19 protein-coding genes are annotated in these 23,127 nt (G+C 67.9%); 14 read left to right on the top strand and 5 right to left on the bottom strand.

Features of this window, described 5'->3' with window-relative positions; genetic code table 11:
- Positions 1 to 85: 85 nt before the first annotated feature.
- Together priA and mutS are read right to left on the bottom strand one after the other, a co-directional pair.
- On the bottom strand, positions 86 to 2,485 hold the full coding sequence (gene priA, locus M9921_04655; protein MCO5296127.1) for a primosomal protein N': 2,400 nt from the start codon (positions 2,483 to 2,485) through the stop codon (positions 86 to 88).
- 128 nt (positions 2,486 to 2,613) lie between these two features.
- Positions 2,614 to 5,241 (bottom strand): DNA mismatch repair protein MutS, encoded by a 2,628-nt coding sequence (gene mutS, locus M9921_04650; GenBank protein MCO5296126.1) that lies wholly within the window; start codon positions 5,239 to 5,241, stop codon positions 2,614 to 2,616.
- A gap of 35 nt (positions 5,242 to 5,276) precedes the next feature.
- Between mutS and M9921_04645 the strand changes: the two genes are divergently transcribed.
- The 14 genes from M9921_04645 (at position 5,277) to M9921_04580 (ending at position 17,091) form a co-directional block, all read left to right on the top strand.
- Positions 5,277 to 5,672, top strand: coding sequence for a phage holin family protein (locus M9921_04645; protein MCO5296125.1), 396 nt, complete (start codon positions 5,277 to 5,279; stop codon positions 5,670 to 5,672).
- The gene (gene yvcK, locus M9921_04640) at positions 5,665 to 6,975 is read left to right on the top strand and encodes a uridine diphosphate-N-acetylglucosamine-binding protein YvcK (protein MCO5296124.1); all 1,311 of its coding nucleotides are present in this window, start codon (positions 5,665 to 5,667) and stop codon (positions 6,973 to 6,975) included. Before M9921_04645 ends, yvcK begins: the two co-directional genes overlap by 8 nt.
- On the top strand, positions 6,972 to 7,529 hold the full coding sequence (gmk, locus tag M9921_04635; GenBank protein MCO5296123.1) for a guanylate kinase: 558 nt from the start codon (positions 6,972 to 6,974) through the stop codon (positions 7,527 to 7,529). Before yvcK ends, gmk begins: the two co-directional genes overlap by 4 nt.
- Positions 7,526 to 8,719, top strand: a complete 1,194-nt coding sequence (coaBC, locus tag M9921_04630) for a bifunctional phosphopantothenoylcysteine decarboxylase/phosphopantothenate--cysteine ligase CoaBC (GenBank protein MCO5296122.1) — start codon at positions 7,526 to 7,528, stop codon at positions 8,717 to 8,719. The genes gmk and coaBC overlap by 4 nt, the downstream gene beginning before the upstream one ends.
- A gap of 97 nt (positions 8,720 to 8,816) precedes the next feature.
- Entirely contained in the window at positions 8,817 to 9,503 is a 687-nt protein-coding gene (locus M9921_04625; GenBank protein MCO5296121.1) for a PEP-CTERM sorting domain-containing protein, read from the top strand.
- A gap of 147 nt (positions 9,504 to 9,650) precedes the next feature.
- Positions 9,651 to 10,724: a recombinase RecA gene (recA, locus tag M9921_04620; GenBank protein MCO5296120.1), complete on the top strand. Its 1,074-nt coding sequence runs from the start codon at positions 9,651 to 9,653 to the stop codon at positions 10,722 to 10,724.
- A 4-nt stretch (positions 10,725 to 10,728) separates the two neighbouring features.
- A complete protein-coding gene (locus M9921_04615) occupies positions 10,729 to 11,178 on the top strand; it encodes a RecX family transcriptional regulator (GenBank protein MCO5296119.1) in 450 nt (149 codons plus the stop codon).
- Positions 11,175 to 12,386 carry an HD domain-containing protein gene (locus tag M9921_04610; GenBank protein ID MCO5296118.1) on the top strand — a complete coding sequence of 404 codons (1,212 nt, stop codon included), beginning with the start codon at positions 11,175 to 11,177 and terminating at the stop codon, positions 12,384 to 12,386. The genes M9921_04615 and M9921_04610 overlap by 4 nt, the downstream gene beginning before the upstream one ends.
- A 7-nt stretch (positions 12,387 to 12,393) precedes the next feature.
- The gene (locus M9921_04605; GenBank protein MCO5296117.1) at positions 12,394 to 13,197 is read left to right on the top strand and encodes a TIGR00282 family metallophosphoesterase; all 804 of its coding nucleotides are present in this window, start codon (positions 12,394 to 12,396) and stop codon (positions 13,195 to 13,197) included.
- A gap of 5 nt (positions 13,198 to 13,202) precedes the next feature.
- Positions 13,203 to 14,153, top strand: coding sequence for a PKD domain-containing protein (locus tag M9921_04600; GenBank protein MCO5296116.1), 951 nt, complete (start codon positions 13,203 to 13,205; stop codon positions 14,151 to 14,153).
- A 164-nt stretch (positions 14,154 to 14,317) separates the two neighbouring features.
- Positions 14,318 to 14,953: an RNA polymerase sporulation sigma factor SigH gene (gene sigH / locus M9921_04595; protein MCO5296115.1), complete on the top strand. Its 636-nt coding sequence runs from the start codon at positions 14,318 to 14,320 to the stop codon at positions 14,951 to 14,953.
- A gap of 117 nt (positions 14,954 to 15,070) precedes the next feature.
- The gene (locus M9921_04590; protein ID MCO5296114.1) at positions 15,071 to 15,688 is read left to right on the top strand and encodes a response regulator transcription factor; all 618 of its coding nucleotides are present in this window, start codon (positions 15,071 to 15,073) and stop codon (positions 15,686 to 15,688) included.
- Entirely contained in the window at positions 15,685 to 16,494 is an 810-nt protein-coding gene (locus tag M9921_04585) for a phosphatidate cytidylyltransferase (GenBank protein ID MCO5296113.1), read from the top strand. The genes M9921_04590 and M9921_04585 overlap by 4 nt, the downstream gene beginning before the upstream one ends.
- 21 nt (positions 16,495 to 16,515) lie before the next feature.
- Positions 16,516 to 17,091 carry a hypothetical protein gene (locus tag M9921_04580; protein ID MCO5296112.1) on the top strand — a complete coding sequence of 192 codons (576 nt, stop codon included), beginning with the start codon at positions 16,516 to 16,518 and terminating at the stop codon, positions 17,089 to 17,091.
- Here the strand turns inward: M9921_04580 and M9921_04575 are convergent.
- The 3 genes from M9921_04575 to M9921_04565 are packed head-to-tail and all read right to left on the bottom strand — an operon-like array spanning position 17,075 to position 23,114.
- Positions 17,075 to 17,932, bottom strand: coding sequence for a hypothetical protein (locus M9921_04575; protein MCO5296111.1), 858 nt, complete (start codon positions 17,930 to 17,932; stop codon positions 17,075 to 17,077). The genes M9921_04580 and M9921_04575 overlap by 17 nt on opposite strands.
- Before the next feature lie 8 nt (positions 17,933 to 17,940).
- Positions 17,941 to 20,244: a UvrD-helicase domain-containing protein gene (locus tag M9921_04570; GenBank protein ID MCO5296110.1), complete on the bottom strand. Its 2,304-nt coding sequence runs from the start codon at positions 20,242 to 20,244 to the stop codon at positions 17,941 to 17,943.
- Positions 20,241 to 23,114: an exodeoxyribonuclease V subunit gamma gene (locus tag M9921_04565; GenBank protein ID MCO5296109.1), complete on the bottom strand. Its 2,874-nt coding sequence runs from the start codon at positions 23,112 to 23,114 to the stop codon at positions 20,241 to 20,243. Before M9921_04565 ends, M9921_04570 begins: the two co-directional genes overlap by 4 nt.
- Positions 23,115 to 23,127 lie beyond the last annotated feature (13 nt).

Below are 23,127 nucleotides of genomic sequence, written 5' to 3'. Positions count from 1 at the left end.
CTTACTCTAACGCCGATACAGCGAATGCGACAGTCGGCATCTTGGTGTCCCCTGAAAGGAGTTCATCCGCGCACTGCCACGGGGGCTACATCATGCTGTAGGGGTCGACGTCGATGGTGACGCGCACGTCCGTCGGGCGGAACTCCACAAGGGGCTGGAGGGCGGCCATGTCCGAGTCCGGCGCGAGTTTGACCAGCAGGTGGCGGCGCCAGTCGCCCAGCAGACGCTCGATCGGACAGTCGGCGGGGCCCAGCACCATCCCGTCGATCTCCTCCAGCAGCTCCAGAGCCTCGTCGGCACACGCTTTCACGCGCTCGAGGCGGGGACCGCTGAGCACGATGTTCACCAGGCGCGCGAAAGGCGGATAGTGCGCCTCCTCGCGCTCGACCCGCACCGCTTCGAAGAACGGGAGATACGCGTGCGTCTGCGCGCACACCAGCGCCACGTGCTCGGGGTTGAACGTCTGGATCACCACGTGGCCGGGCGCCTTGCCGCGACCCGCGCGGCCCGCCACCTGGGACAGCAGTTGGAACGTCCGCTCCGACGCCCGGAAATCGGGAATGTTGAGCGAGAGATCCGCGGCGATCACGCCCACGAGGGTCACGTTGGGAAAGTCGAGGCCCTTGGCGACCATCTGCGTTCCCACGAGGATCTGCACGTCCCCCGACCGGAACTGCGCGAGCGTCTCCTCGAGGGCCCCGCGCTTGCGCGCCACGTCGCGGTCCAGACGCGCGACGGCCGCATCGGGAAACGCCTCGCGCACGGCCTCCTCCACCTTCTCGGTTCCAACCCCCATAGGGCTGAGCTTGGGGCTCTGGCACGACGGGCAGAGATCGGGCGGGACCATCGAGTAGCCGCAGTGGTGGCACCGAAGGCGCCTCAGGTGCCGGCTGTACGCCAAGGAAACGGCGCACCGAGAACATCGGAACGCATACCCGCACTCGCGGCACGAGAGGTAGGGGGCGTACGCGCGGCGGTTGAGGAACAGGATGATCTGCTCCTGGCGCACAAGGGTCGCGTCCATGTGCGCGTGTAGCTCCGCGCTGAGGAGCGACGGGCGCCGGTTGCGGTAGCCCTCGGCGAGGTTCACGAGCTGCACCGAGGGCAACGTCGCACTGGCGGCACGCTCGGGCAGGGAGAGCAGGTTGATTTTGCCCTCTTCGGCCTCCTGCATGGACTCCACGCTGGGCGTCGCGGAGCCGAGCACCAACGGGCAACCAAACCGCTGCGCCAGGAAACCCGCGAGCCGCTTGGCGTGGTACCGCGGCGAGGTCTCCTGCTTGTAGCTGCCCTCGTGCTCCTCGTCCATCACCACGAGCCCCAGGTTCGAGAGCGGCGCGAAGAGGGCGCTGCGGGCGCCGAGCACGACCGGCGCCTCGCCGGAGCGGACCCGTGCCCAGTTCTCCAGCCTCTCCCGCGGGGGAAGATCGCTGTGCAGCAGCGCCACGCTCTTGCCGAACCGCTCGCGAAGCTGGGAGAGCGCCTGCACGGCGAGCGCGATCTCCGGCACGAGGAACAGCACCTGCTTGCCCCTGCGCAGAGCCTCTGCCGCGCAGCGCAGATAGACCTCGGTCTTGCCGCTTCCGGTCACGCCGAACAGCAGGAACGTCTTCGCCGCCTCGCCGTCGTCCATGGCGTGGACGATCGCGTCGATCGCGAGCTGCTGGTACCGGTTCGGAGTGGGCGCGGGCCGCATCTCCGGCGCGTCGGCGTCGATGGCCTCGAGCAGCCCCGCCTGCACCAGAGCGCGGATCGTCGTGTCGGTCACCCCGCTCATCGCCTTGATTTCGGCGGGCGTGAGACGGCTTTGGGAAGCGGTTTGGAGGCGCATGAGCGTGATCGCCTGCGCGGGCTTCTTCTTCCCTTCGCGCTTGAGAAACTTCTCGACCTTGTCTTCGTCGAGAGTGAGCCGAAGAAGGCTGAGCCCCCGTCGCGTCTCGGCGTAGGGCGCGAGGGCAAGGCTCTGGTGCACCACGCCCTTGGCGCGCATCAGCTTCAGCGCCCGCTGGGTGGGCTTGGGGAGCTTCTTCGTGGGGGATTCGACCAGGGTTCCCCCCTGCTCCTCAAGCGTTCGGACGATCTCCTTCTGGGTCGGCGTGAGGGGCGTTTCGGCGTTGAGGTCGGCAAGCGTCCAAGTGGCCACCACGCGCTCTCGGGCGGCGGGCGGCGTGGCGACCCCGAGCGCAACGGGCAACGGGCAGAGATACTCGTCGGCCACAAACCGCACCAGGTGGATGAGCGACTCCGGGAGGCTGAGGCCGTCCACCCGATCCTCCGCCTCGCGCAGGTGTTCGACGGGAAACCCGAGATCCTCGGGCGCGACTTGGCGCACTCCCACGACGAACCCCAGGACGGAACGGCCGCCCAGAGGCACCACGAACGCGTCGCCCACCCGCGCCTGCGCGTCCCACCGGTACGTGTACTGCGCCCCCGCCCCACCCGAGCGCACGTCGAGCGCCACGTCGATCACGGGGATGGAGGTCATGGGAAGAGTATGGTTTGTGGTTTGTGGTTTGTGGTCTGTGGGTCTTCTCGACGCGATCTCGACACGGGACGGGGGTCCTAGGTTGATATCGGCACGCCCGTCGATCGGGCGTGGCACCCCTCCCGGAGTTACTCGGTGCGGCCGAACTTGCGCTTCCACTCGTCGAGCAGTTTCAGCGCTTCGAGCGGGGTCAGGGCGTTGACGTCCACGTTCTCCAGCGCGCGCTGCACCGGCGGGGTCTCCGCTTCGAACAAGGTGAGCTGCAGTTTCTGAACGCTCGGGCCCACGGCCTGCGGGGGCTGGGCCGTCTGCTCCAACTCGCCGAGGATCTCGCCGGCGCGCGCGAGAACCGAGTGCGGCACCCCGGCCATCTTCGCCACGTGGATGCCGTAGGAGCGGTCCGTGCCGCCGGGCAGCACGCTGTGCGTCCACACGATCTCGTCGCCGAACTCCTCGACGCTCACGCGGAAGTTCGCCACACCCGGGATCTGGTCGGCGAGCGCGTTGAGCTGGTGGTAGTGGGTGGCGAAGAGGGTCTTGGCGCCGATCGAGGCGAGGTGCTCGACCATCGCCCACGCAATGGCCAGGCCGTCGTAGGTGCTGGTGCCGCGCCCCACCTCGTCCAGGATCACGAGGCTGCGGTCCGTCGCGTGGTTGAGGATGTTCGCGCTCTCGATCATCTCGACCATGAACGTGCTTTGGCCGAGCGCCAACTCGTCTTTGGCGCCGATGCGCGCGAAGATCCGGTCGCAAAGCCCCAACCGGCACTCCTTCGCCGGCACGAACGCGCCGATCTGCGCCAGCAGCACGAGCAGCGCGTTCTGGCGCAGATAGGTGCTCTTGCCGCTCATGTTGGGGCCGGTGAGGATCATGACTCGGGTGACGGGAATCGGGAATCGGGAATCGGGGGTCGGGGGACGGGAGTCGGTGAGGTTGGTGTCGTTGGGGACGAACTGGCTCGTGTGCGCTTCGACCACGGGGTGCCGCCCTCCCACGACGTGCAGGACGTCCTCGTCCACCAGCTCGGGCCTCACGTACGCGTTGCGCGAGGCGATTTCCGCGAGCGTGGCCAGCACGTCGATCTCGGCCAGCGCGCGCGCGGTCTGCAGCATCGCCCGCGTGTGTTCGGCCACCCTCAGCCGCACCTTGTGAAACAGCTCGGCCTCGAGCGTCACCGCCTTCTCCTCTGCGCCCAGCACCAGCGACTCGTGCTCCTTCAGCTCGGCGGTGATGTACCGTTCGGCGTTCGCCGTGGTCTGCTTGCGGATGTACTCCGACGGCACCTTCTCGAGCTGGGTCTTCGAGACCTCGAGGTAGTAGCCGAAGACCGAGTTGAACCCCACCTTGAGGTTTCCGATCCCCGTTCGCCCCCGCTCCTTTTGTTCAAGTTCCGCAATGTAGTGTTTGCCGTTTTTCGATAGATCGCGCAGCTTGTCCAGCTCGAGGTCGTACCCGGGGCGGATCACTCCTCCCTCGCGGACGATCGGAGGGGGATCGTCGACCAGCGCATCGGCGAGCAGCCGAGCCACGTCGCGGTGGTCGGAGAGCATCTCCCGCAGCTCTTGGATGCGCCCCAGGCCCACCTTGCGCAGGGGCTCGGCGAGGTCCGGCAGGGCGTCGAGCGAGGACCGCAGCGCGCCGAGGTCCCGAGGGGAGGCCAAACCCGCGGCGGTGCGGGAGACCAGCCGCTCGACGTCCGAAAGCCGCTTGAGGCCGTCGCGCAGATCGCCGCGCACGAGGGCGTGTTGCAGGAACCGCTCCACCGCCTCCTGCCGGCCCACGATCGCATCGCGGTCGAGCAGCGGCTGGTCGATCCATTTGCGCAGCAGCCGCGAGCCCATGGCGGTGACGGTCGCGTCGAGCACTTCGAGCAGGGTGAAGCGCTGCCCGCCGTCGGCAAGGTTCGCCGTGAGTTCGAGGCTCCGGCGGGTGGCGGGGTCGAGCCGCATGAATCCGTCCACCGAGTACGAGGCGATCGTGTCCACGTGGTCGAGCGCCAGGCCGTTCTTCTCGGCGTAGGCGAGCACCATCGACGCCGCGACGATCGCGCCGGGCCGGTCGTCGCAACCGAACCCGCGCAGGTTCTTCACTTTGAACTGATCGAGGAGTTTGCGCTCGGCGCGGTCGGCGGCGATGCCCTGCGCCTCGGTGATCGCGGTGCCCAGCCCCGCGCGCGCCAGCTCGCCGTACGCGCCCGCCTCGGGCCCGACGAGCAGCTCGGACGGCTGGAGGCGCGCCAGTTCTTGAAGCAGTCGGTCCTCGGCCTCGGCGGCGTCGAGTTCGGTCACCACGAACTCCCCGGTGCTGGTGTCGAGGGTCGCGAGGCCCGCGCGGCCGTCGATCACGCACACGGCGGCGAGGAAGTTGTTGCGCCCCGCCGGGAGCATCGCGTCCTCCATCACCGTGCCGGGCGTGAGGACGCGGGTGACGCCTCGCTTCACGAGGCCTTTGGCGGCCTTGGGGTCCTCGAGTTGGTCGCACAGCGCGACCTTGAACCCCTTGGCGACGAGGCGCGCGAGGTACTTCTCCACCGAGTGGAACGGCACTCCGGCCATGGAGATGCGCCCGTTCGAACCGTCCTCGCGGCCGGTGAGCGTGATCTCGAGCGCGTGGGCGGCCGTTTCCGCGTCCTGGCCGTAGAACTCGTAGAAATCCCCCACCCGCATGGCCATCAGCACATCCGGGTGGTCCGCCTTGGCCTTGAAGTACTGCTGGAGCATCGGCGTCTTGGCGTTCACGACGAAGAGAGTATCCACGATCCGACCCCTGCTAAAATGATCGCGGCCCACCCATGACCCGATTGCTTCTCCGCTGGATTCTGCTTGCGTGCTCCGTGGCTGCCGCGTCGTTCGTGACCCAAGCCTTGGGGCTCGCGTTCCGCGTGGATCTCTCGGGAGCGGCGAAGTTCCTGCAGCTTCTGCTCGGGGTCGCGGTCCTCGCGTTTCTCAACGCCACGTTGGGGCGATTCCTCAAGTTCCTCACCCTCCCTTTGAACTGCCTCACCCTGGGTTTGTTCTCGCTCGTGATCAACGCGTCGATTCTGTGGCTCGTCGCGGGATTCGGCCTTGGATTCACGATCGAGGGCGACACGTGGAGCCAGTTCCTGGCCGCGCTCGTGGGCAGTTTGATGATCGCGTTCATCAACGGCGTCTTGGGTGTGTTCCTTCCCGACAAGCCCGATGATTAGCCGCAAACGACTGCTGCGGATGATCGCGCCGACCGCGGGCTTCCGCAAAGCCATGGTCGGGTTGCTCGCGGGGCTCGCGGCGTTTCTCATCGGGGCCGCGCTCAGCTTCAAGCTCCTCATCTCGCCGCTTTTGGAGTGGCTCCAGCGCGCGTCGCAGGCCGTGCTCGGCACGTTCGTTCCCATCGAGAGCCTCGACATCGCCACGCACTGGCTGGGGGGCGCGTTCCTCGCGCTCGGCATCTATCTGCTGTTCGTCAGCGTGCGCGCGGCGATCCGGCAGGTGACCGGCACGCTCGACCCCAAGTTTCGCGGGGGGATGGTGGACAACTACGTGCGGCGACAGCAGCTTGCGCACGGTCCCCGCATCGTCGCGTTGGGCGGAGGCACGGGTCTGAGCACCCTGCTGCGCGGCCTCAAGCAGCACTCGAGCAACGTCACCGCGATCGTGACGGTGACGGACGACGGGGGAAGCAGCGGCCGGCTCGTCAACGAGAAGGGGATGATCCCGCCGGGCGACATCCGCAACTGCCTCGTCGCGCTCGCCGACGCGGAGAAGTCGATGACCGACCTCTTCCAGCACCGGTTCAAGAACGACAGCGGCTCGCTGAGCGGCCACTCGATGGGCAACCTCCTCATCGCCGCGCTGGTGGACCAGGCGCACGGCGACTTCGAGCAGGCGGTCGAGCGAGCGTCCGACGTCTTGGCGATTCGCGGGCGGGTGGTGCCCGCGACCCTCGCGCACGTTCGGCTGAGGGCGGAGATGGAGGACGGGTCCGAGGTGTGCGGGGAGACGCAGATCGCCCAGGTGGGAAGCAAGATCCGGCAGATCCACCTCGACCCCGCCGACGTCGCGGCGCACAGCGGGGCGATCGAGGCGATCCTCGAAGCCGATCTGATCTGCATCGGCCCGGGCAGCGTGTTCACGAGCGTGATTCCCAACCTTCTGGTGCCGGGGATCGCCGATGCGATCCGCGAGTCGAAGGCCGTGAAGGCGTACATCTGCAACGTGATGACGCAGCCGGGCGAGAGCGACTCGTTCAGCGCGTGCGAGCACGTGGTGGCGCTGCAGACCAACGTGGTGAAGCGCGTGTTCGACGTGGTCGTGGTCAACACCGGCGTGCCGAGCCCGGCGGCGACGGAGAAGTACCGCGAGTCGGGCCAGTTTCTGGTGGACCCGGACATCGACCGGATTCGCGCGATGGGTTTTCGCGTGGTCGCGTCGAACCTGATGAGCGAGACCGATTTCGTTCGCCACGACCCGATGCGGATCGCGGCGCTGATGATGAGGCTGGTGGGCAAATGAGCGGCAAACTGGTGATCCTGAGCGGCCCGAGCGGGGTGGGCAAAGACACGGTGCTCGACGCGTGGCGCGGCATCGACCCCCGCGTGGTCCGCGTGGTGGCGTACACGACGCGCGCCCCGCGGGAAGGCGAGGTGGATGGGGTGGACTACCACTTCGTGACCGAGCGGGCGTTCATGGAACGCGCGATGCGGGGAGCCTTCCTCGAGTGGATGGAGGTTCACGGAAAGCACTACGCGACGCCGCTCGAGGACATGGAGGCCCTGCTCGCCGACGGGAAGACCGCGGTGCTGAAGATCGACGTGCAGGGCGCGCTGCGCGTGATGGAGCTTCGTCCGGGCGTGCTGAGCATCATGCTCGTGCCCCCGTCGTGGGAGGCCCTCGAACAACGGATGCGCGACAGGGGAACCGAGTCGCCGGAAGCGCTTGCCCTTCGGCTCGAGAACGCGCGCAAGGAGTTGGCGCACGCGGACCGCTACACGCACCAGGTCGTCAACGACGACGTGGCGCGCGCCGTGCGCGAGATCCAGGGTCTGGTTTCGGAGGCCACGGCGTGAGCGGACGGGCCGTGCTGGGGGTCAGCGGCAGCGTCGCGGCGTACCGCGCCGCGGACCTTGCCCGAGAGTTGATGCGCGCGGGCTTCGAGGTGCGCACGTGTCTCACCGACGGGGCGCAGCAGTTCGTGACGCCCGCGCTGTTCGAAGCCCTGACCGGGCAACCGTGCCTGGTCGACACGTTCGAGGAGCCCGAGCGCGGGCGCATGGCTCACATCGACTGGGCCCGGGCGGCGGACGTGTTGGTGGTGGCCCCCGCGACCGCGAACGTGCTGGCCAAACTCGCGGGCGGGTTGGCGGACGACATGCTCTCCACCCTGGCGCTCGCCTACGAGGGTCCGTGGGTGATCGCCCCGGCGATGAATCCGTCGATGTACGCGAACGAGGCCACCCAGGCATCCATGCGGGTGCTGCGCGCGCGCGCTGCCCGGTTCGTGGAGCCAGTCGAAGGCGATGTCGCATGCGGGGAGAACGGCCAAGGCAAGCTCGCTTCGATCGCGCAGATCGTCGAGGCCGTCTTGGAAGTCGCGCGGGTCGCCAAGTCGCTCGAGGGCAGGACGGTGTTGATCACAAGCGGCCCGACGCAGGAGGCGATCGATTCGGTGCGCTACCTCTCGAACCGCTCGAGCGGGCGGATGGGCGCGGCGCTCGCGCGGGCCGCGCTGCTGATGGGGGCGCGGGTCCAGGTCGTCGCCGGGCCCGGCGACGTTCCGATGCCGCGCGGGGCCGAGGTCGTACGCGTGCGCTCGGCGCGGGAGATGTTGGACGCGGCGCTGCCCCTGGCGTCGGGTGCGGATTGGATTCTCGGAGTCGCCGCGGTGGCGGACTACCGCCCGGCCGAGGCGATCGAGGGCAAGCGGAGGCGGGACGGCGCGCCGTGGACGTTGGAGCTCGTCCCGAATCCGGACGTGCTGGCGTCGCTCGCGGCGGCCAGGAAGCCGGGAGCCAGGGCCGTCGGGTTCGCGGCCGAGCCCGGTTCGGAGGTGGAGACGGCCCAAGCGAAGATCGCCGCGAAGGGGTTGGACGCGATCGCGGTCAACGACGTATCGCGTTCGGACATCGGCTTCGAGTCGGAGTCGAACGATCTGGCTCTCGTGTTCGCGGACGGGCGGTCGGAGTCCAGCGGGCGGCGGTCGAAGTTGGCGTGCGCGCTGTGGTTGCTCCGGACGCTTTCGGACCGTCTTGGGACCTAATGCGCCCATCTTGAGAGGCTAAAAGGCCAAATGTGTTGTATCCTACCAATTGCATTTGCAAGAGCAGAGCTTTCCTCTGCTTGAAAGGGGGACAACCATGCCATCCAGTTCCAAGATTCTCGCCTTCGTCGGTCTCGCATCCGCGAGCATGTCCGTGAGCGCCCAGCTGATCACGACGGATCGTTGGCTTCCTCCGCCCCTTGGCGTCTATACAGACCAGTTGCCGTTCGGTGCGCCGCCCATCAACTTCGGCCCGGCGCACCAGTTGTTGCCCGGATTGCAGTGGTCGGGATTCTCCAACTGCATCTTGCCGCCACTGGTCGTGACTCCGCTCACGACCACAACGGAGATGACGGGTGTCTTTCGGGACAACTCGGGGTCCACGCCGATCGATTCGTTCTTCGATGTCTTCGTCGAGATCGACATGATGGTCGGACCCGTCGTTTCGGGCCCACCCGAGCAGATTCCGATCGAGATCGTTGCGTTGAGCTTGACGAGCGTGCAACCGATTCCGCTGCCGCCGCTGGTGCAGATTCGCGAGAACCCGGTCGTTCCCTCGTTCGGCAACACCACGATCACCCCGCTGGGGGGCGGCCAGTTCCAGGTCGACAGCTTCTTCGACGTCTTTTTCGAAGTGAGTTTGGATGGAGGCCAGTCGTGGACTCCAGGCGACCGGCCGGCCCACATGGTGCTCAATCCAGCCCCGGTTCCTGAGCCCGCCACGTTCGCGTTGGCCGGAGCGGCGCTCGCCTCGGCCCTCCGTCGCCGCAGACGAAGAAAGTAGGTTTCGTCCCCCATGCACGACGAAGCGCGGCATCCCATCGGTGCCGCGCTTTTTTTGCCTCCTCCACCACTTTCTCGGGCCATTCCCAGGGAAATCCTGTATACTGACATCTACTGCTTTTTGAGGACGGAGGTCACAATGGCCAACATGGCAAATGGAACAGGGGCGAAGGGCGCCTCGAGCGAGAAGGACAAGGCGTTGGAGTCGGCGCTCGGGCAGATCGAGCGCTCTTTCGGCAAGGGAGCGATCATGCGGCTCGGATCGGGCCAGCGGGAGGCCATCGAGGCGATCTCGACGGGTTCGCTCAGTCTCGACATGGCGCTCGGAGTCGGAGGGATTCCCCGCGGGCGCATCACCGAGATCTACGGACCGGAGTCCGGCGGCAAGACGACGCTGGCGCTCCACCTGGTCGCCGAAGCGCAGCGCGCGGGCGGCCTCGCGCTGTTCGTGGATGCGGAGCACGCGCTCGACACGGAGTACGCCCGCGCCCTCGGCGTGGACGTGGACCGGCTGTACATTTCGCAGCCGACAACCGGCGAGGAGGCGCTCGAGATCATGGATGCGATCATCCGCTCGGGCGCGGTGGACGTGGTGGTTTTGGACTCCGTGGCGGCCTTGGTGCCTCGCGCCGAGATCGAGGGCGAGATGGGAGATTCGTTCGTGGGGGTCCAAGCCCGGATGATGTCGCAGGCGCTTCGCAAACTGGGCGGCAGCATCAGCAAGTCCCGCACGTCGGCGGTCTTCATCAACCAGCTTCGCGAGAAGATCGGCGTGATGTACGGCAACCCGGAGGTCACACCCGGCGGCCGGGCCTTGAAGTTCTGGGCGTCGGTGCGGCTCGAAGTCCGGCGAGGCGAGGCGATCAAGAACGGCACGGAGCAGATCGGTTCCCGGACGAAGGTGAAGGTCGTCAAGAACAAAGTCGCACCTCCCTTCCGCAACGTCGAGTTCGACATGATCTTCGGCAAGGGCATCTCCCGCGCGGGCGATCTGCTCGACGTCTCGGTGGAGCGCGGGGTCGTCACTCGTGCGGGCACGTACTACAACTACGGAGACATCCGTCTGGGTCAGGGGCGGGACAACGCGCGCCAGTACCTCGACGAGAACCCGGACGTTCTCGCAGAGATCGACGCGAAGGTCCGCGAGATCTTCCGGATCGAGCGGGCGCCCGTCAAGGCGGTCACCGAGCAGGAGGTCGAAGTCGCCGTCGAAGCCGAGTAGCGCCATGGGTTCGGAGTTTGCGAAGGCTCTGGAACTCGCGCTTGCCAAGCTCGCCTCTGCGGACCGGTTCGAGTCCGAGATCGCTTCGGCCTTGGAGCGGAAGGGATTTTCTGATGAGATCGGCGCCGTGTTGGAGCGACTTCGCTCTCGAAGACTGGTCAGCGACGAGCGGGTCGCCGAGGGGGTCGCGCGCGCGCGGTCTGGAAAGCGGGCGTGCGGCGATCGCTCCCTGCGCGCCGAATTGACCCGCCGGGGAGCCCCGGCCGCCTGCATCGACGCCGTGCTCGCACAACTTCCTCCCGAGCGCGAACGGGCGGAAGCCTGGTTGGCGACCCTGAAGCCGACGCTTGCGGAGCCCGCCCGCGTGGCTCGCCGGCTCGTGGGCCGCGGGTTCTCCGAGGAGACGATTCGCGAGATCGTCGAGCCTCTGCTCGAGGCGGGGGAGTCCCTTTGATCATCGACCCCCTCGAACTGGGGCTGATCCTCGTGGGGACCACGGGGCTCGGCGCCCTGCTCGCGCTCGTTTTCGAGCGCAGCCGCGCCAAGCGAACGCCCGAAGCGAAGACCCCTCCTTTCGTGCAACTCGACGAAGCGGCGTTTCGCGGGCAGTTGGAGGCCCGAGTCCAAGCCCTGGAGCAGGAGGCGGACCAGCGTGCCCGCCGAACGCTGCTCGCCGCCATCGAGCGGGTTGCGGTCCCGGTCACCGCCGAATCGGTGCAGGCCGTGGTCCCGCTCGCGAGCGAAGATCTCAAGGGACGCATCATCGGGCGGGAGGGGCGAAACCTCCGCTCGTTCGAGCAGGTCGCGGGCGTCGAGCTTCTCGTCGAGGAAGGGTCGCCGAGCGTCGCGATCTCGTGCCTGGACCCCGTGCGGCGCGAAATCGCCCGGCGTACGTTGGAGGCGTTGCTCGAAGAGGGCAAGATCCAACCCGCCCGGATCGAGGAGACCCACGGCCGGACGCGGGCGGCCTTCGAGCGCGAGCTGCCCGACATCGGGCGCGAGGCGGCCCGGCGCGCCGGCGTCGGGGGTCTGCCCCCCTCCACCCTCAAGGTTCTTGGCGCGTTGCGCTACCGGTCGAGCGCTTCGCAGAACGTCCTCGAACACAGCATCGAGTGCGCGGACCTCGCCGCGCGACTGGCAGCCGAGGTCGGCGCCGACCCGGACGTCGCCAGGCGCGCGGCCCTCTTGCACGATCTGGGCAAAGCATTGGGAGAGGAGTGGCCCGGCCCGCACGCCGTCGCGGGCGCCGCCTTCTTGCGGTCCGCGGGCGAGAGCGACCGGGTGTGCCACGCCGTCGAAGCGCACCATTCGGACGTCGAGCCCAAGACGGCCGAAGCCGCGGTCGTGCGGATCGCGGACGCGGTCAGCAGCTCTAGACCCGGCGCGCGAAAGCAGGATCTGGAGGCGTTCCTCGAGCGGATCGCCGCCCTCGAGGCCGTGGCGCGCGCCGAGCCAGGGGTTCAGGACGCCTACGCCCTCCGCGCCGGTCGCGAACTCCGCGTGGTCGTCGAGCCCGACGCAGTTGGCGAGCGCGAGGCCGAAGGGCTCGCCAGGCGCGTCGCGGCGCTGCTGGGGGACCAGCCGGAGTTCCGCGGTCCGGTCGATGTCGTCGTGGTCCGCGAGACCAGGCACCGAGCGATCGCAGACGGTGAGGTACCGTAGCGCTCGCATGACGTACCGGATTCTGTTTCTTGGCGACGTGGTGGGCAAACCCGGCCGCGAGGCGTTGCGGCTGGGGCTCCCGACGTTGCGCGACCGCCACGCTCCGTCGTTTACGGTCGTCAACGGAGAGAACTCGGCGGGGGGCGTGGGGATCACGCCTGCGATCGCCGAGGAGTTCTTCGATCTCGGCATCGATGCGATCACGCTCGGGAACCACGCGTTCAACAAGCGGGAGATTTACCCCTACCTGGATGGCGACCGGCCGATCGTTCGGCCGGCGAACCTTCCCAAGGCGGCCCCGGGGCGGGGTTGGGTCGCCGTCGAGAAGGAGGGGATCCGCTTGGCCGTGGCCAACGTCTGCGGCCGCGTGTTCCTCGACGGGTACGACGATCCGTTCCCTGCGATCGAGCGAATCCTCGAGGAGGCCCAAACCCCGCACCTGCTCCTCGACTTCCATGCCGAGGCCACCAGCGAGAAGATCGCGATGAGCCTGTACCTCGACGGTCGCGCGACCGCGGTGCTTGGAACGCACACCCACGTGACGACCGCCGACGAACGCGTGCTGCCCGGAGGCACCGCAACGATCACGGACGTCGGGATGACGGGTCCCATCGACAGCGTGCTCGGGATGGATCCGAGCGTCATCCTCAAGCGGTTTCTCACGTCGCTGCCCCAACGATTTGAGGTCGCCGACAAACCTGGTGTAATCTCTGGTGTGGTCTTAGACGTCGAAAGGGTAACCGGCCGCGCCCGGTCCATCGAACGCGTTCGATGGGTCCACCCGGATGCGGCGCGCGGGAGGAACGAATGATTCGGATGATGTTGGCAACAATGGCAGGGGCGATGTGCGCGGGCGCGGTCGCCCAGAGTGGGGTGCTCTACGCACCGGGCAGGACGATCGACGACCAGGGGATCGTGCTCCGCTCGTGGGGCAGCGGTGCGGCGAGCCAAACCGACGAGGCCGCGTACGAAGGCATCTACTCGGTGCGCGTCTCGACCCGCAACTTCTTCCAGGGGGGCATCTTGAACTTCGCCAACACCCCGGACTTGGCCACCCTGTATCCCGACAAGAACAACCTCTTGCGCCTGACGTTCCGCGTCGCGGACCTCAACCTCACGCTCGGCGGGGGCGGCGGCAAGGGCGATGCCCAGGGCGGCGCGATCGGCGGTCTTGCAGGGGGCGGCGGAGGCGTTGCCGGCACGGCCGGTGGAAAGGGGGGTGGCCGTGGGGCCGCGCAGGGCGGCGGCCAAAGCGAAAAGGCGGCGCTCAAGGAACTTCGGTTCGTCATCACCACGACCGACGGCAAGCGCAGCGAAGCGTACGTCCCGATCGACACCAGCAGCAGCGGCGATCGAGGCTGGCGGACGACCGCGATCCCCCTCCAGGCCATCGCAGGGTTCGACAAGACCAACAAGATCGTCAGTTCGGTGGCCCTCGCCGGAGACGCCACCGCGGTCTTCTACGTCGGCGATCTCCGAGTCATCAACGACAGCACCCCGATCAGCGGCGAACCCAACGTGACCAAACTCAACCTCGCGCTCGGGGACGAGGTCCAACTCTGGGCCTATGGGTACGGCGGAGCGAGCGTCCTCACTTACAAGTGGGACTTCGATTCGAAGGACGGCATCCAGGTCGATGCCGAAAGCCAGGTGGTCAAGCGCAAATTCCGCAAGCCGGGCAAGTACACCATCACGGTCACGATCGCCGACAAGTACGGGCTGAAGAAGCCCTACACGACCACGATCGACGTGACGGTCAACCCTTAACTTCGCATCGAAGGCCCCACACCCTCCCAGGTGTGGGGCCTGTTCATTTCCGGGTCCGCAAAAATCCCTGCGCGCAACGCGTTGACAAGCTCCTCCCCCATCCCCTAGACTGAGGCCACGCGCATCGCGCGCGACCGCGGAGGAGCGGAGGAGGATGGGAGGAGTTGGCTAGCGTCGGGGTTTACGCTCGTGGCAACCGTTTCACCTACATGCCGGACGAGGAGGTGGTTCACCTTGCTCGATGCGGCAACGAGGGCGCGACGGAGTTCCTGATCACGCGTTACCGTCCTCTCGTCGAAAACAAAGCCAAGGCCTACTTCGTGATGGGCGCCGATCGGGACGACGTCATCCAAGAGGGCATGATCGGCCTCTACAAGGCGATCCGGGACTTCCGGAGCGATCGCCTGAGCAAGTTCCGACCGTTTGCCGAGCTGTGCGTGACGCGCCAGATTATCACGGCCGTCAAGACCGCGACCCGCCAAAAACACGTCCCTTTGAACGGCTACGTCTCCCTCAATCGGGCGCTGGGGGCGGAGGGCGCCGACGGGTCGCTGATCGACGTCCTTCCCGACCAAGCCGGCCCCGATCCCGAGCGGGCCGCGATCGCGACGCGTCTGCCCCGGAACCTCCACGAGCTCGTCCAGCACGCGCTGAGCGACCTCGAACACTCGGTACTCCGGTGCTACCTCGACGGGATGTCGTACCGCGAAATGAGTCGCGAACTTAAATGCCATACCAAGTCCATCGATAACGCCCTGCAGCGTGTCAAGCGAAAGATCGGCTTGATCCTGCGGGACTAGATGGGTATCTTCTTCCAAAGAGTTCGGTGCGGAAACATTTCTTGATGGAACGAACCGCTGACGTATGTCGTCCCAAGGAGTAACTCCGTAATTTGGAATGACTCTGGAACTGTGGATATGAGAATAGTAATCGTTTGCCGTGAAGGCCTTCTTCGTGAAGGCATCGTCTGTCTTCTCACGTACGTTGGCGGCTTCCAAGTCGTCAGCAGCGAGGGTCGCCTCAAGGCGGCGGTCGCCCGTGCCAAGGAGCAGGATATCGACGTGATCGTCGTCGACGAGAAAGCCGTCGACGCCGCGGACTGGGAGCACGTGACGGGTCTGCGCGAAAGCCAGCAGATCAGTGTCGTCTGCCTTGCGGGCGACATCACGAACCGACGGGGGCCCTTGCCCATCGACACCGAAGTGGAGCGCAATGCGAACGGCATCGAGCTGATCCGCGCGATCCGCGAGGCCAAGCACGGCGAAGAGCTCGCCAGCGCGGGCAAAGGCGTTCGCGTCCGCGAGCGGATGACCCCGTACGGCATGGCGCAAGACCTCAGCCCGCGCGAACTCGAAGTCGCCCAACTCGTGGCCAAGGGTCTTCCCAACCGCCGCATCGCCACGATCACCGGCCTCCAAGAGCAGAGCGTCAAGAACCTCGTCAGCACGATCATGCGCAAGCTCCGCTGCGAGAATCGGGTGCAGGTCGCGCTTTGCCTGTCGACAGGCAAGCCCGGCGGCGTCCAGGCCGATTGAAGACTCGGGTAGCGACCGCCTTCGTCGCGGCCGTTCCCGTATTGGCCGCGGTCGCCTACGCTGGCAGATGGCCGCTGTTGCTGATTGCGGCAGCGGCCTCTCTCGTCGCCACCTATGAGCTGTCGGCGTTGGCGCGGATCGCCGACCGGCGTGTGAGCTTCTTCGCGTTGCTCGTCGGCGCGGTCTTGGCCGCAAGCGTCGTGTATCCCAACACCCGTTTCCCGCTCGCAGCCGCGCTTTGCGCGGGTGTCACCGTGCTGGGCGTGCTCGCCGCGGCCCGCCTCCGCAGCCACGGGGGTTCGATCCTCGTGTTCGAGGCCGCCACCTTGTGGATCGTGGGACCGCTCGTCGCGCTCGCCTCCTTGCACGCGGCGCGGGCGACGGAGGCGGTTTGGCAACCTGCGAACGTCGTCCTGCTCGCGCTGGTTCCCATCTGGGTGGGCGACTCGGCGGCGATGCTCGTGGGAAAGGCGTGGGGCAAACGCCTGTTGGCTCCCGCCCTCTCGCCCAAGAAGACGGTGGAAGGGGCGCTGGCCAACTTGGTCGGATGCGTCGCAGCAGCCCTCTTGCTGGGACCCTGGCTCGAAGTGGCGTGGCCTTTCGCCCTCGGCGCAGGCCTCGCCTGCGGCGTTCTCGGCCAGGCGGGAGACCTGTTCCAGAGCAGCCTGAAACGCGCCGCGGACCTCAAAGACAGCGGCTCGATTCTGCCGGGCCACGGGGGACTGCTCGACCGGATCGACTCCCTGCTCTTCGCCGCGCCCGCCGTGGCCGCGATCCTGGCCGTTCCCGGTGCGCTGCACCCGTAGATGGCGGGTAGGCTCCCGCCCATGTTCGCCCTCCTTGCGGTGGCCGCAATCGCGCAAGCGGACGCCTTGCTCGATTTCGCCATTCCCCGGTGGCAGGCTCGACAGGAAACACGCATCGAGGACGCCTACAAATGGCTCTTCCAGGCGACCCGAGGAGGCGAGCATGCGGTTGCGGACGACCTTGGCCCCCGCCGCTGGCTCGACCAGGAGTGGCGAACCCTGGGCCGCGCCCGACCCCGGGAAGAGGAGGTCGAGCCCCTTCGGCCCGACGGCGCCGTGCTGCGGATACATCTCCGCCCCTATCGGGACAGGGGTGGCAACCGCGAGATGCTCCTCGCCCTCTTCGTCGCCTCCGCGAAACGGTTCGACGCCCGGCGCGGCGCGTTCGAAGAGGCGTGGCGCCGACTGGGAGAGCGGCTGCGAAGGACAGCGATCGGCGCCATCTCCCGCAACGACTGGGTTCGCGTCGATCGAGAGACACGGGCGCTGGGGTACCCGGCGCTGCATCACTCGGCCGCCTACGAGAAGGCGTGCCAGCCCGCGTACCGGGTGATCCTCGGGGAGCTGTGGCTGCCCCCGGCTAGCGCAGATCGTTAGCCAACCGAATGATATCGGACCACGCGGTGCGCAGATCTGCGGACAACGGGAACGAAGCGCGCGCCAACTCGACCTCGTCCAGGTCGATCTCACCTAAAAGGAGGTGGTCCTCCTGCACGGGGCTTTTTGCCACGACCCGACCTTGCGGATCGACGATGGAGCTTCCCCCGACGAACCCCTTCCCTCCCTCAAACCCCGAGAGCTGGCAGTTCACGCAGTACATCCCGTGCTCCTCGCCGATCGCGCGCAGCATGCGCGCGTAGCGATCGAGATTGCCGATCTGCTCGCCGGAGAAGTTGCGGGCCGGCGAGGCGCTCGGCACCACGAGGATCTGCGCGCCCGCTACCGCGGCCAGCGTCGGCAGGATCGAATGCCACACGTCCTCGCATATCAGGAGCCCCACGCGACCCAGCCGAGTGTCGAAAACGCCCAGTTCGCGGCCCGCGGCGACAAACCGCTCCTCGTCGAACACCCCGTAGGTCGGCAGGAAGAACTTTCGGTACACGTGACGGAGCACCGGCTTCCCCGAGCCGCACTCAAGGTAAGCCGCGCTGTTGTACAGGTCTCCGCCGCTGCGCTCGTAGAATCCAACGACCAGGTCGAGCGGGCGCCCGAGGGCGCCCAGACGCGGGCCAAGGCGGTCGGCAAGCTCTTCGGCCTCCAACGCGCATTCGAGGACACCGCCCTCGAGGAAGTAGCCGCTCGTGCATGCCTCGGGACACACCACGAGCTCCGCGCCCTCGGCGGACGCCCGGAGCCCCATCTGCGCGACCGTATCGAGGTTGGCCTCGATCTGGTGTTTGCGGGGGGCGAACTGGGCGCAGGCGACCGTGAAGGCCATGGCCGAGTTTACCGTTCGGCCGGTCGCTCCAACTCGACGGTCTCCAACCCAGGCGGCAGGCGGTCTCCGCGGGCCGCCTGCTTCCCGATCAACTCCGCCAGCGAGCCTCCGGTCGCCTGCGGATGGGCACAGACGATCAATCGGTGGCGCGCCCGCGTGAGCGCCACGTACAGCACGCGCAGCTCCTCTTCCCGTTCCCGTTCGGCAAGCCTCTCCGAGAGCCACAAGTGTCCCCAGCCCGGGTGGCCTCCGTAGGAAGCCGCGACGAGTCCCAACCAGGGGTCTGCAACGACCGGGTTGGGACGCCGTGCGATCTTCGTATGGGTGTCGGGAACGATCACGACGGGAAACTCGAGCCCCTTGGCCTTGTGCACGGTCATCACGGTCACGGCGTCGACATCCTCGTTCATCGCGGGCGCGTCCCCCTCCTTGTGCTGCAGCGCTTGGATTCCTCGGATGCGTTCGGCGAACTCGCTGGGTCCCAACTCGGGCTCCTCGACGGCGAGACGCAACAATTTGCGCACGTTCGCCAGGCGCTGGTCCGCGTCCGGCCGCACGGCGAGCGCCTCGAGGTAAGGCGATTTCGCGAAGACCTCCGCGATCACCTCCCACGCACCCAGCCGATCGGCGTACGCGCGCAGGGGTTCGAACCAGGAGAGGAACCGCTCCAACAGCGCACGGTCCTCCTCCAGCGGGGGCGAAAACGCTGCCAGCCGCTCGCCCAGCGACTCGCCCGCCAGACAGACGATCGAGTCGAGCGAGAGCCCGACCATCGGCGAGCCGAGGGCGGCCAGCAAGGCGAAATCGTCGCGCGGGTCGGTGAGGGCGCGCAGCATGTTCGCCACGTCGCGCACCTCCAAACGCGTGAAGAAACGCTCCGATCCGCCGACCATGCGCGCGGGCACCCCTTCGACGGCCAGCCGCTCCACCAGGTCGATCCCGAACCGTGCGGACCGCACGAGGACCGCAACGTCCTTGGGGCGCGTGCCGCGGCGCACCAGCTCGCTCACGCCTCGAGCCACGCTGGCGGAGTCCTTCTGGCGCTGGAGCCAGATCTCGACGCCCTCGCACGACGGAGGAGGGGCATCCGAAGCGAGGTCGAGCGGCGCCTCGTCGCGCATGGGCCGGTACGTCTCGCCCCACAGGCCCCCGAAGAGGCGGTCGACGAACGCGAGGATGCCTGGGTCCGAGCGGTAGTTCCTTCGGAGCAGCCGGGGGTCGGAGGCCAGGGCCCGCTCGCGGAACAGGCGAACGTCGGCCAGACGGAACCCATAGATCGACTGCTGGGGATCTCCCACGAGCATCGGGTCGATCCCAAGCGCATCGAGGAGCCGGTACTGCACGGGGTTCACGTCCTGGGCTTCGTCCACAAGCACCGCGCGGTATTGCGATCGAAGGCGCTCGCGCGTAGCCGGCGAGTCCGCCAACAAAGCGACGGCACGGGCCTCCAGGGAACAGAAATCGAACGCTTGGCGGGCGGCCATCGCCTCCTCGGCGATGCGCCAAGCCGCGCATGCGATGCGCACCAGTCCCGATGCGTTCGCCGCCGCCGCACGGGCGTCGCCACCTCGCTGGCGCAACCACCTCGGCGCACGGATGCGGCACTCCTTGTACGCCCGAGCCAACGCATCGAAGTCCAGCGCGGCTTCGTCGCCACTGTACGCCGAACGAACGCGGGGGTCGAGCTGCGCGAGAAAGGCCCCGGAGAAGGCCGCCTCCACCGCATCTGCCGAGGCGTGGCTCCTTTCGATCTCGTCGGGGGAGAGCCCGCTGCCCCGGAGGGTGTCGAGGACGCGGCGGACCGCGCTCTTCAAACCCGCGTGCGCGGTTCGGGCCTCCCATCGGGATCGCCTGCCGGCCAGCGTCGCAATCAGGGCGTCGACCTCGTCGCCTTCAGGCGGATGGGCCAGCGTCGATTCGATCGCGTCTTCCAAGAGGCGCGAGGCCTGGGCGTCCGCGAGAATCTCCACGTCGGGATCGACCCCCGCCTCGAGCGCATTCTCGCGCAGCAGCCGCTGACAAAAGGCGTGGATCGTCTGGATCGGTCCGGTTTCGGCCGTCTGGGCGTCCTCGGCGCGCCCCTCTTCTCGGAGCGCGTCCACGATGCGGCGCTTCATCTCCGCGGCGGCCTTGCGGGTGAAGGTGATCGTCAGGATCGCATCGGGAGGCGTGCCCTCCCTCACGATCCGCAGGTAGCGCTCGACGAGCACGCGCGTCTTCCCGGCGCCCGCGGCCGCAAGGACGACCAGCTCCCCCTCGACCGCCTCGACGACCGCCCGTTGCTCGGCCGAGAGTTCGATCCGCCCGCTCATGCACCCCCCTCGAAAAGCGCGGGCTCGTCGCTGAACTCCTGCGATCGCCGGCACAACTCGCCGTAGCCGCAACCGAGGCAAGCCTCGCCGGGAACGGGCTGCATTACCCCCGAACGCAACGTGTCGACGGCCTCGCGCAAAGCCTCACGGGTCGCGTCGAGAACGGGCCGGGGCTCGCCCATCGACACGATGCGCAATCCGGCCGCCTGATCTGAGATCATCGACGCCTCTGCCACGCGGGGCAGCACGAACAACGCCCTCCCGTCGGAAGGCGTATCCACTTCGACCGCCACCGGGCCGGCGCCCCACAGGGCGAGCAGGACGATCTGGATCTCCAACAAGTCCAGATCGTTCGCACCCCCCTCGTCGTCGGGAGTGGGCGGCATCTGGCCTCGGAACAAGTGGGCGACCCTGTACGGTCCGATGCGCGATACGGCATCGACCCCGCCCGCGAGCGCGAAACCCCCGTCGATCGGGAAGCCCTGCCGAAGGGGCCCGTCTCCGAAGCGCGCGTCGAGCGCGGTGCTCCCCTCCTCCCTCTGCCACAGCGACCGCGCTCGAAACTCGCGCTGGACCATCTCCTCGACCAAGCGCGGACCCCCGATGCGCATCATCGAGACGTCGAACGCCGACGCTTCGGGACGGACGGTCTCGATCTCGGCGTCGAGAGCGGCCAACAATGCCCGGCGCGCACTCTCCTCATCCGGACTCGAGGCGAGGCGCCCCTTCACGGCCAGTCGGCGCAGGCCGGACCACCAGGCGTCTCCCGCCGGCCCGTGGAGGTGCAAGCGGCTTCGAGCGACTCCTCGAAACGGGCACTCGAGGGCGTCGCGCAGATCTCGTGTCGAAAAGGGGCCGGCTTCGGGTGCCCGGATCTTGGCGCGCGCCTCCTCGGATCGAACCACGCGCGCCTGGGGCCGCTCCCTGGGTTTCGCCAGGGCTTCGAAGAGCCGCCTGTCCGCTTCGGAGCACAACTCCGACCCTTCCGGCACCCAAGCCAACCGCGCCCGCGACGAGCGCTCGACGGCTTCGCCCGCCGCTCGAGACACCTCCGCGAGGTAGAACGCCGGGACGTTGTCCCGATCCTCTTCGGTCTCCGGGTAGCTGAAGACAAGCTGCTCGGAAGCCGCGGTACACGCGCGGTAGAACGCGTCGCGCTCGGCGCGGGCCGTGCGCCGCGAGTCCGGCAGGGGCGGAAGGTCGGATCGAAGCGCCCCCAGCTCCTGGCGATGGGAGTCGAAGAGCACGGGATCCTCGGCACGGCGCCGAGGAAACACCCCTTCGAGCATTCCCAGGACATGGACGCACCGGACGGGGCCCAACTCTTCCGCCGAGGCGACCACCGCGATCCCCTCCTCGAGCGGGGGAAGCGGCGCATCGGCAACGTCGCAAAGGGAACGGCACTCCGCGGCAAACTCGGCCAGTCCAATGGCCGGGTTCTCGCGCACGCGATCGATCGACGCCGCGTGGGCCAACGCGCGCTGGAACGCGGACTGGGCCCACTGGTCCCGCTCCGTCGTCGGCAGCACCGCTTCGGGATCGTCCGGCGCGGCGAGGTCGGCGAACAGCTCGCGCAACCGGGCATTCCAAACGGCGAGCGGGGCACGATCCGCCACGTGCTCGGCCCGCCACGCGAGCAGCCGCACCAACCAACCGTGCTGGCCGCTCGACGCCTTCGCGGCGTCGGCGAGCACCTCCCACTGGCCCCTTCCCGCCGCCAAGGCGTCTCGCACCAAACCCTCCAACGCGTCCCGGGATTCTCGGCCCAAGGCCAGGTAGCTGGAAGCCAGGATAGGAACCAACCCGCGCACATCCCTTGCCGCGCAGAAGGCGAGCGCGTCGAGCACCAGGCGCGCAAAGGCGTTCGAATTCAAGGGAACCCGGCGGTGAAGGCGAAGGGGCAACCCCAACCGTTCCGCCGACGCCGTCAACAGGGGCGCGTACGTCTCGAGGTCCCGCGCGATCATCGCGATCGACTCGGGCGCGATGCCCGCTTCAAGGTTCGCCAAACACCGCCGCACGGCCCACTCGGACTCGGCCAACGGGTCGGCGCAGGACTCGATCACCACGCGCGGACACGCATCGCTGGACACCGCATCGGTGAACAGCGCGCGGGCCAATCCGCCCTCGGGACCGAAGGGGATCGGCGCCGCGCCGAGCCCGTCCGCCATCTGTCCCGCCCCTTCGAACAAGCGTGCTTCGCCAGCGTGCCGATCGACGCACACGGTCATGGGTTGGCCGCAGGCGCCGAGCCACTCGAGCGTGGCTGCGAGCAACGGCGAGTACTCGGAGCCTGCGACGACGAGCACCGATTCCCAGCGCGCGTCGGGCTCGGGTCGCAAGTCGAGGTTGCGTTCGATCTCGTAGGCGGGCACGGTCCGTCCCAGGTCGCCCAGGAGCCGATCCACTTCCGACTCGATCTCCGCCAGCGAGTGCAGGCGCGCGGCCAACGTCGAAGTGGCGGCCTCGGCGCAGACCCGCATCGCCTCCGCGTCCATCCGCCACTCGCGCAGCTCGCTCAAAACGTTGGCCACCCGGCGGTGCAGACCTGGGAACTTCGCCACCGCCCCCATCGGCGAATCCGGAGGGAGGTGGCGACAAGCCTCGGCCACGGCCGCTTCCACCAGGCTGCGCGGTGCGACCGACGTGGCAGGCCCCCCACACCGCGCGACGGCCCGTCCAAGCAGAGCGGGGAAAGGCAACACCTCGATGTTCGAGAGCGATGCGGCCGCACGGGCAACGCCCCGCAGCCGCGGATCGAGCAGAGCCGTCGCGATGCCGCCGCCGCGCGACTCGAAATCGGCGAGCACGGCCTCCATGCTCCCGGCGCCGGGGACGACGCTCAGCACTCGGATCTGCGCGCGGGTCATCGGAGGGCAGAGT

The organism is Fimbriimonadaceae bacterium, assembly GCA_023957775.1.
Taxonomy (GTDB): Bacteria; Armatimonadota; Fimbriimonadia; order Fimbriimonadales; family Fimbriimonadaceae; genus JAMLGR01.
Note: the sequence above shows the minus strand (reverse complement) of the source record. Positions and strands in the feature narration are given on the sequence as shown.

Bases quoted from the DNA above. Each gene is read 5' to 3' on its own strand.
- M9921_04590 (MCO5296114.1), top strand. From the start codon at position 15,071: ATGAGAATAGTAATCGTTTGCCGTGAAGGCCTTCTTCGTGAAGGCATC.
- priA (MCO5296127.1), bottom strand. From the start codon at position 2,485: ATGACCTCCATCCCCGTGATCGACGTGGCGCTCGACGTGCGCTCGGGT.
- yvcK (MCO5296124.1), top strand. From the start codon at position 5,665: ATGATTAGCCGCAAACGACTGCTGCGGATGATCGCGCCGACCGCGGGC.
- M9921_04580 (MCO5296112.1), top strand. From the start codon at position 16,516: ATGTTCGCCCTCCTTGCGGTGGCCGCAATCGCGCAAGCGGACGCCTTG.
- recA (MCO5296120.1), top strand. From the start codon at position 9,651: ATGGCAAATGGAACAGGGGCGAAGGGCGCCTCGAGCGAGAAGGACAAG.
- M9921_04575 (MCO5296111.1), bottom strand. From the start codon at position 17,932: ATGGCCTTCACGGTCGCCTGCGCCCAGTTCGCCCCCCGCAAACACCAG.
- M9921_04615 (MCO5296119.1), top strand. From the start codon at position 10,729: ATGGGTTCGGAGTTTGCGAAGGCTCTGGAACTCGCGCTTGCCAAGCTC.
- gmk (MCO5296123.1), top strand. From the start codon at position 6,972: ATGAGCGGCAAACTGGTGATCCTGAGCGGCCCGAGCGGGGTGGGCAAA.
- M9921_04600 (MCO5296116.1), top strand. From the start codon at position 13,203: ATGATGTTGGCAACAATGGCAGGGGCGATGTGCGCGGGCGCGGTCGCC.
- M9921_04565 (MCO5296109.1), bottom strand. From the start codon at position 23,114: ATGACCCGCGCGCAGATCCGAGTGCTGAGCGTCGTCCCCGGCGCCGGG.
- M9921_04625 (MCO5296121.1), top strand. From the start codon at position 8,817: ATGCCATCCAGTTCCAAGATTCTCGCCTTCGTCGGTCTCGCATCCGCG.
- M9921_04605 (MCO5296117.1), top strand. From the start codon at position 12,394: ATGACGTACCGGATTCTGTTTCTTGGCGACGTGGTGGGCAAACCCGGC.
- M9921_04570 (MCO5296110.1), bottom strand. From the start codon at position 20,244: ATGAGCGGGCGGATCGAACTCTCGGCCGAGCAACGGGCGGTCGTCGAG.
- M9921_04645 (MCO5296125.1), top strand. From the start codon at position 5,277: ATGACCCGATTGCTTCTCCGCTGGATTCTGCTTGCGTGCTCCGTGGCT.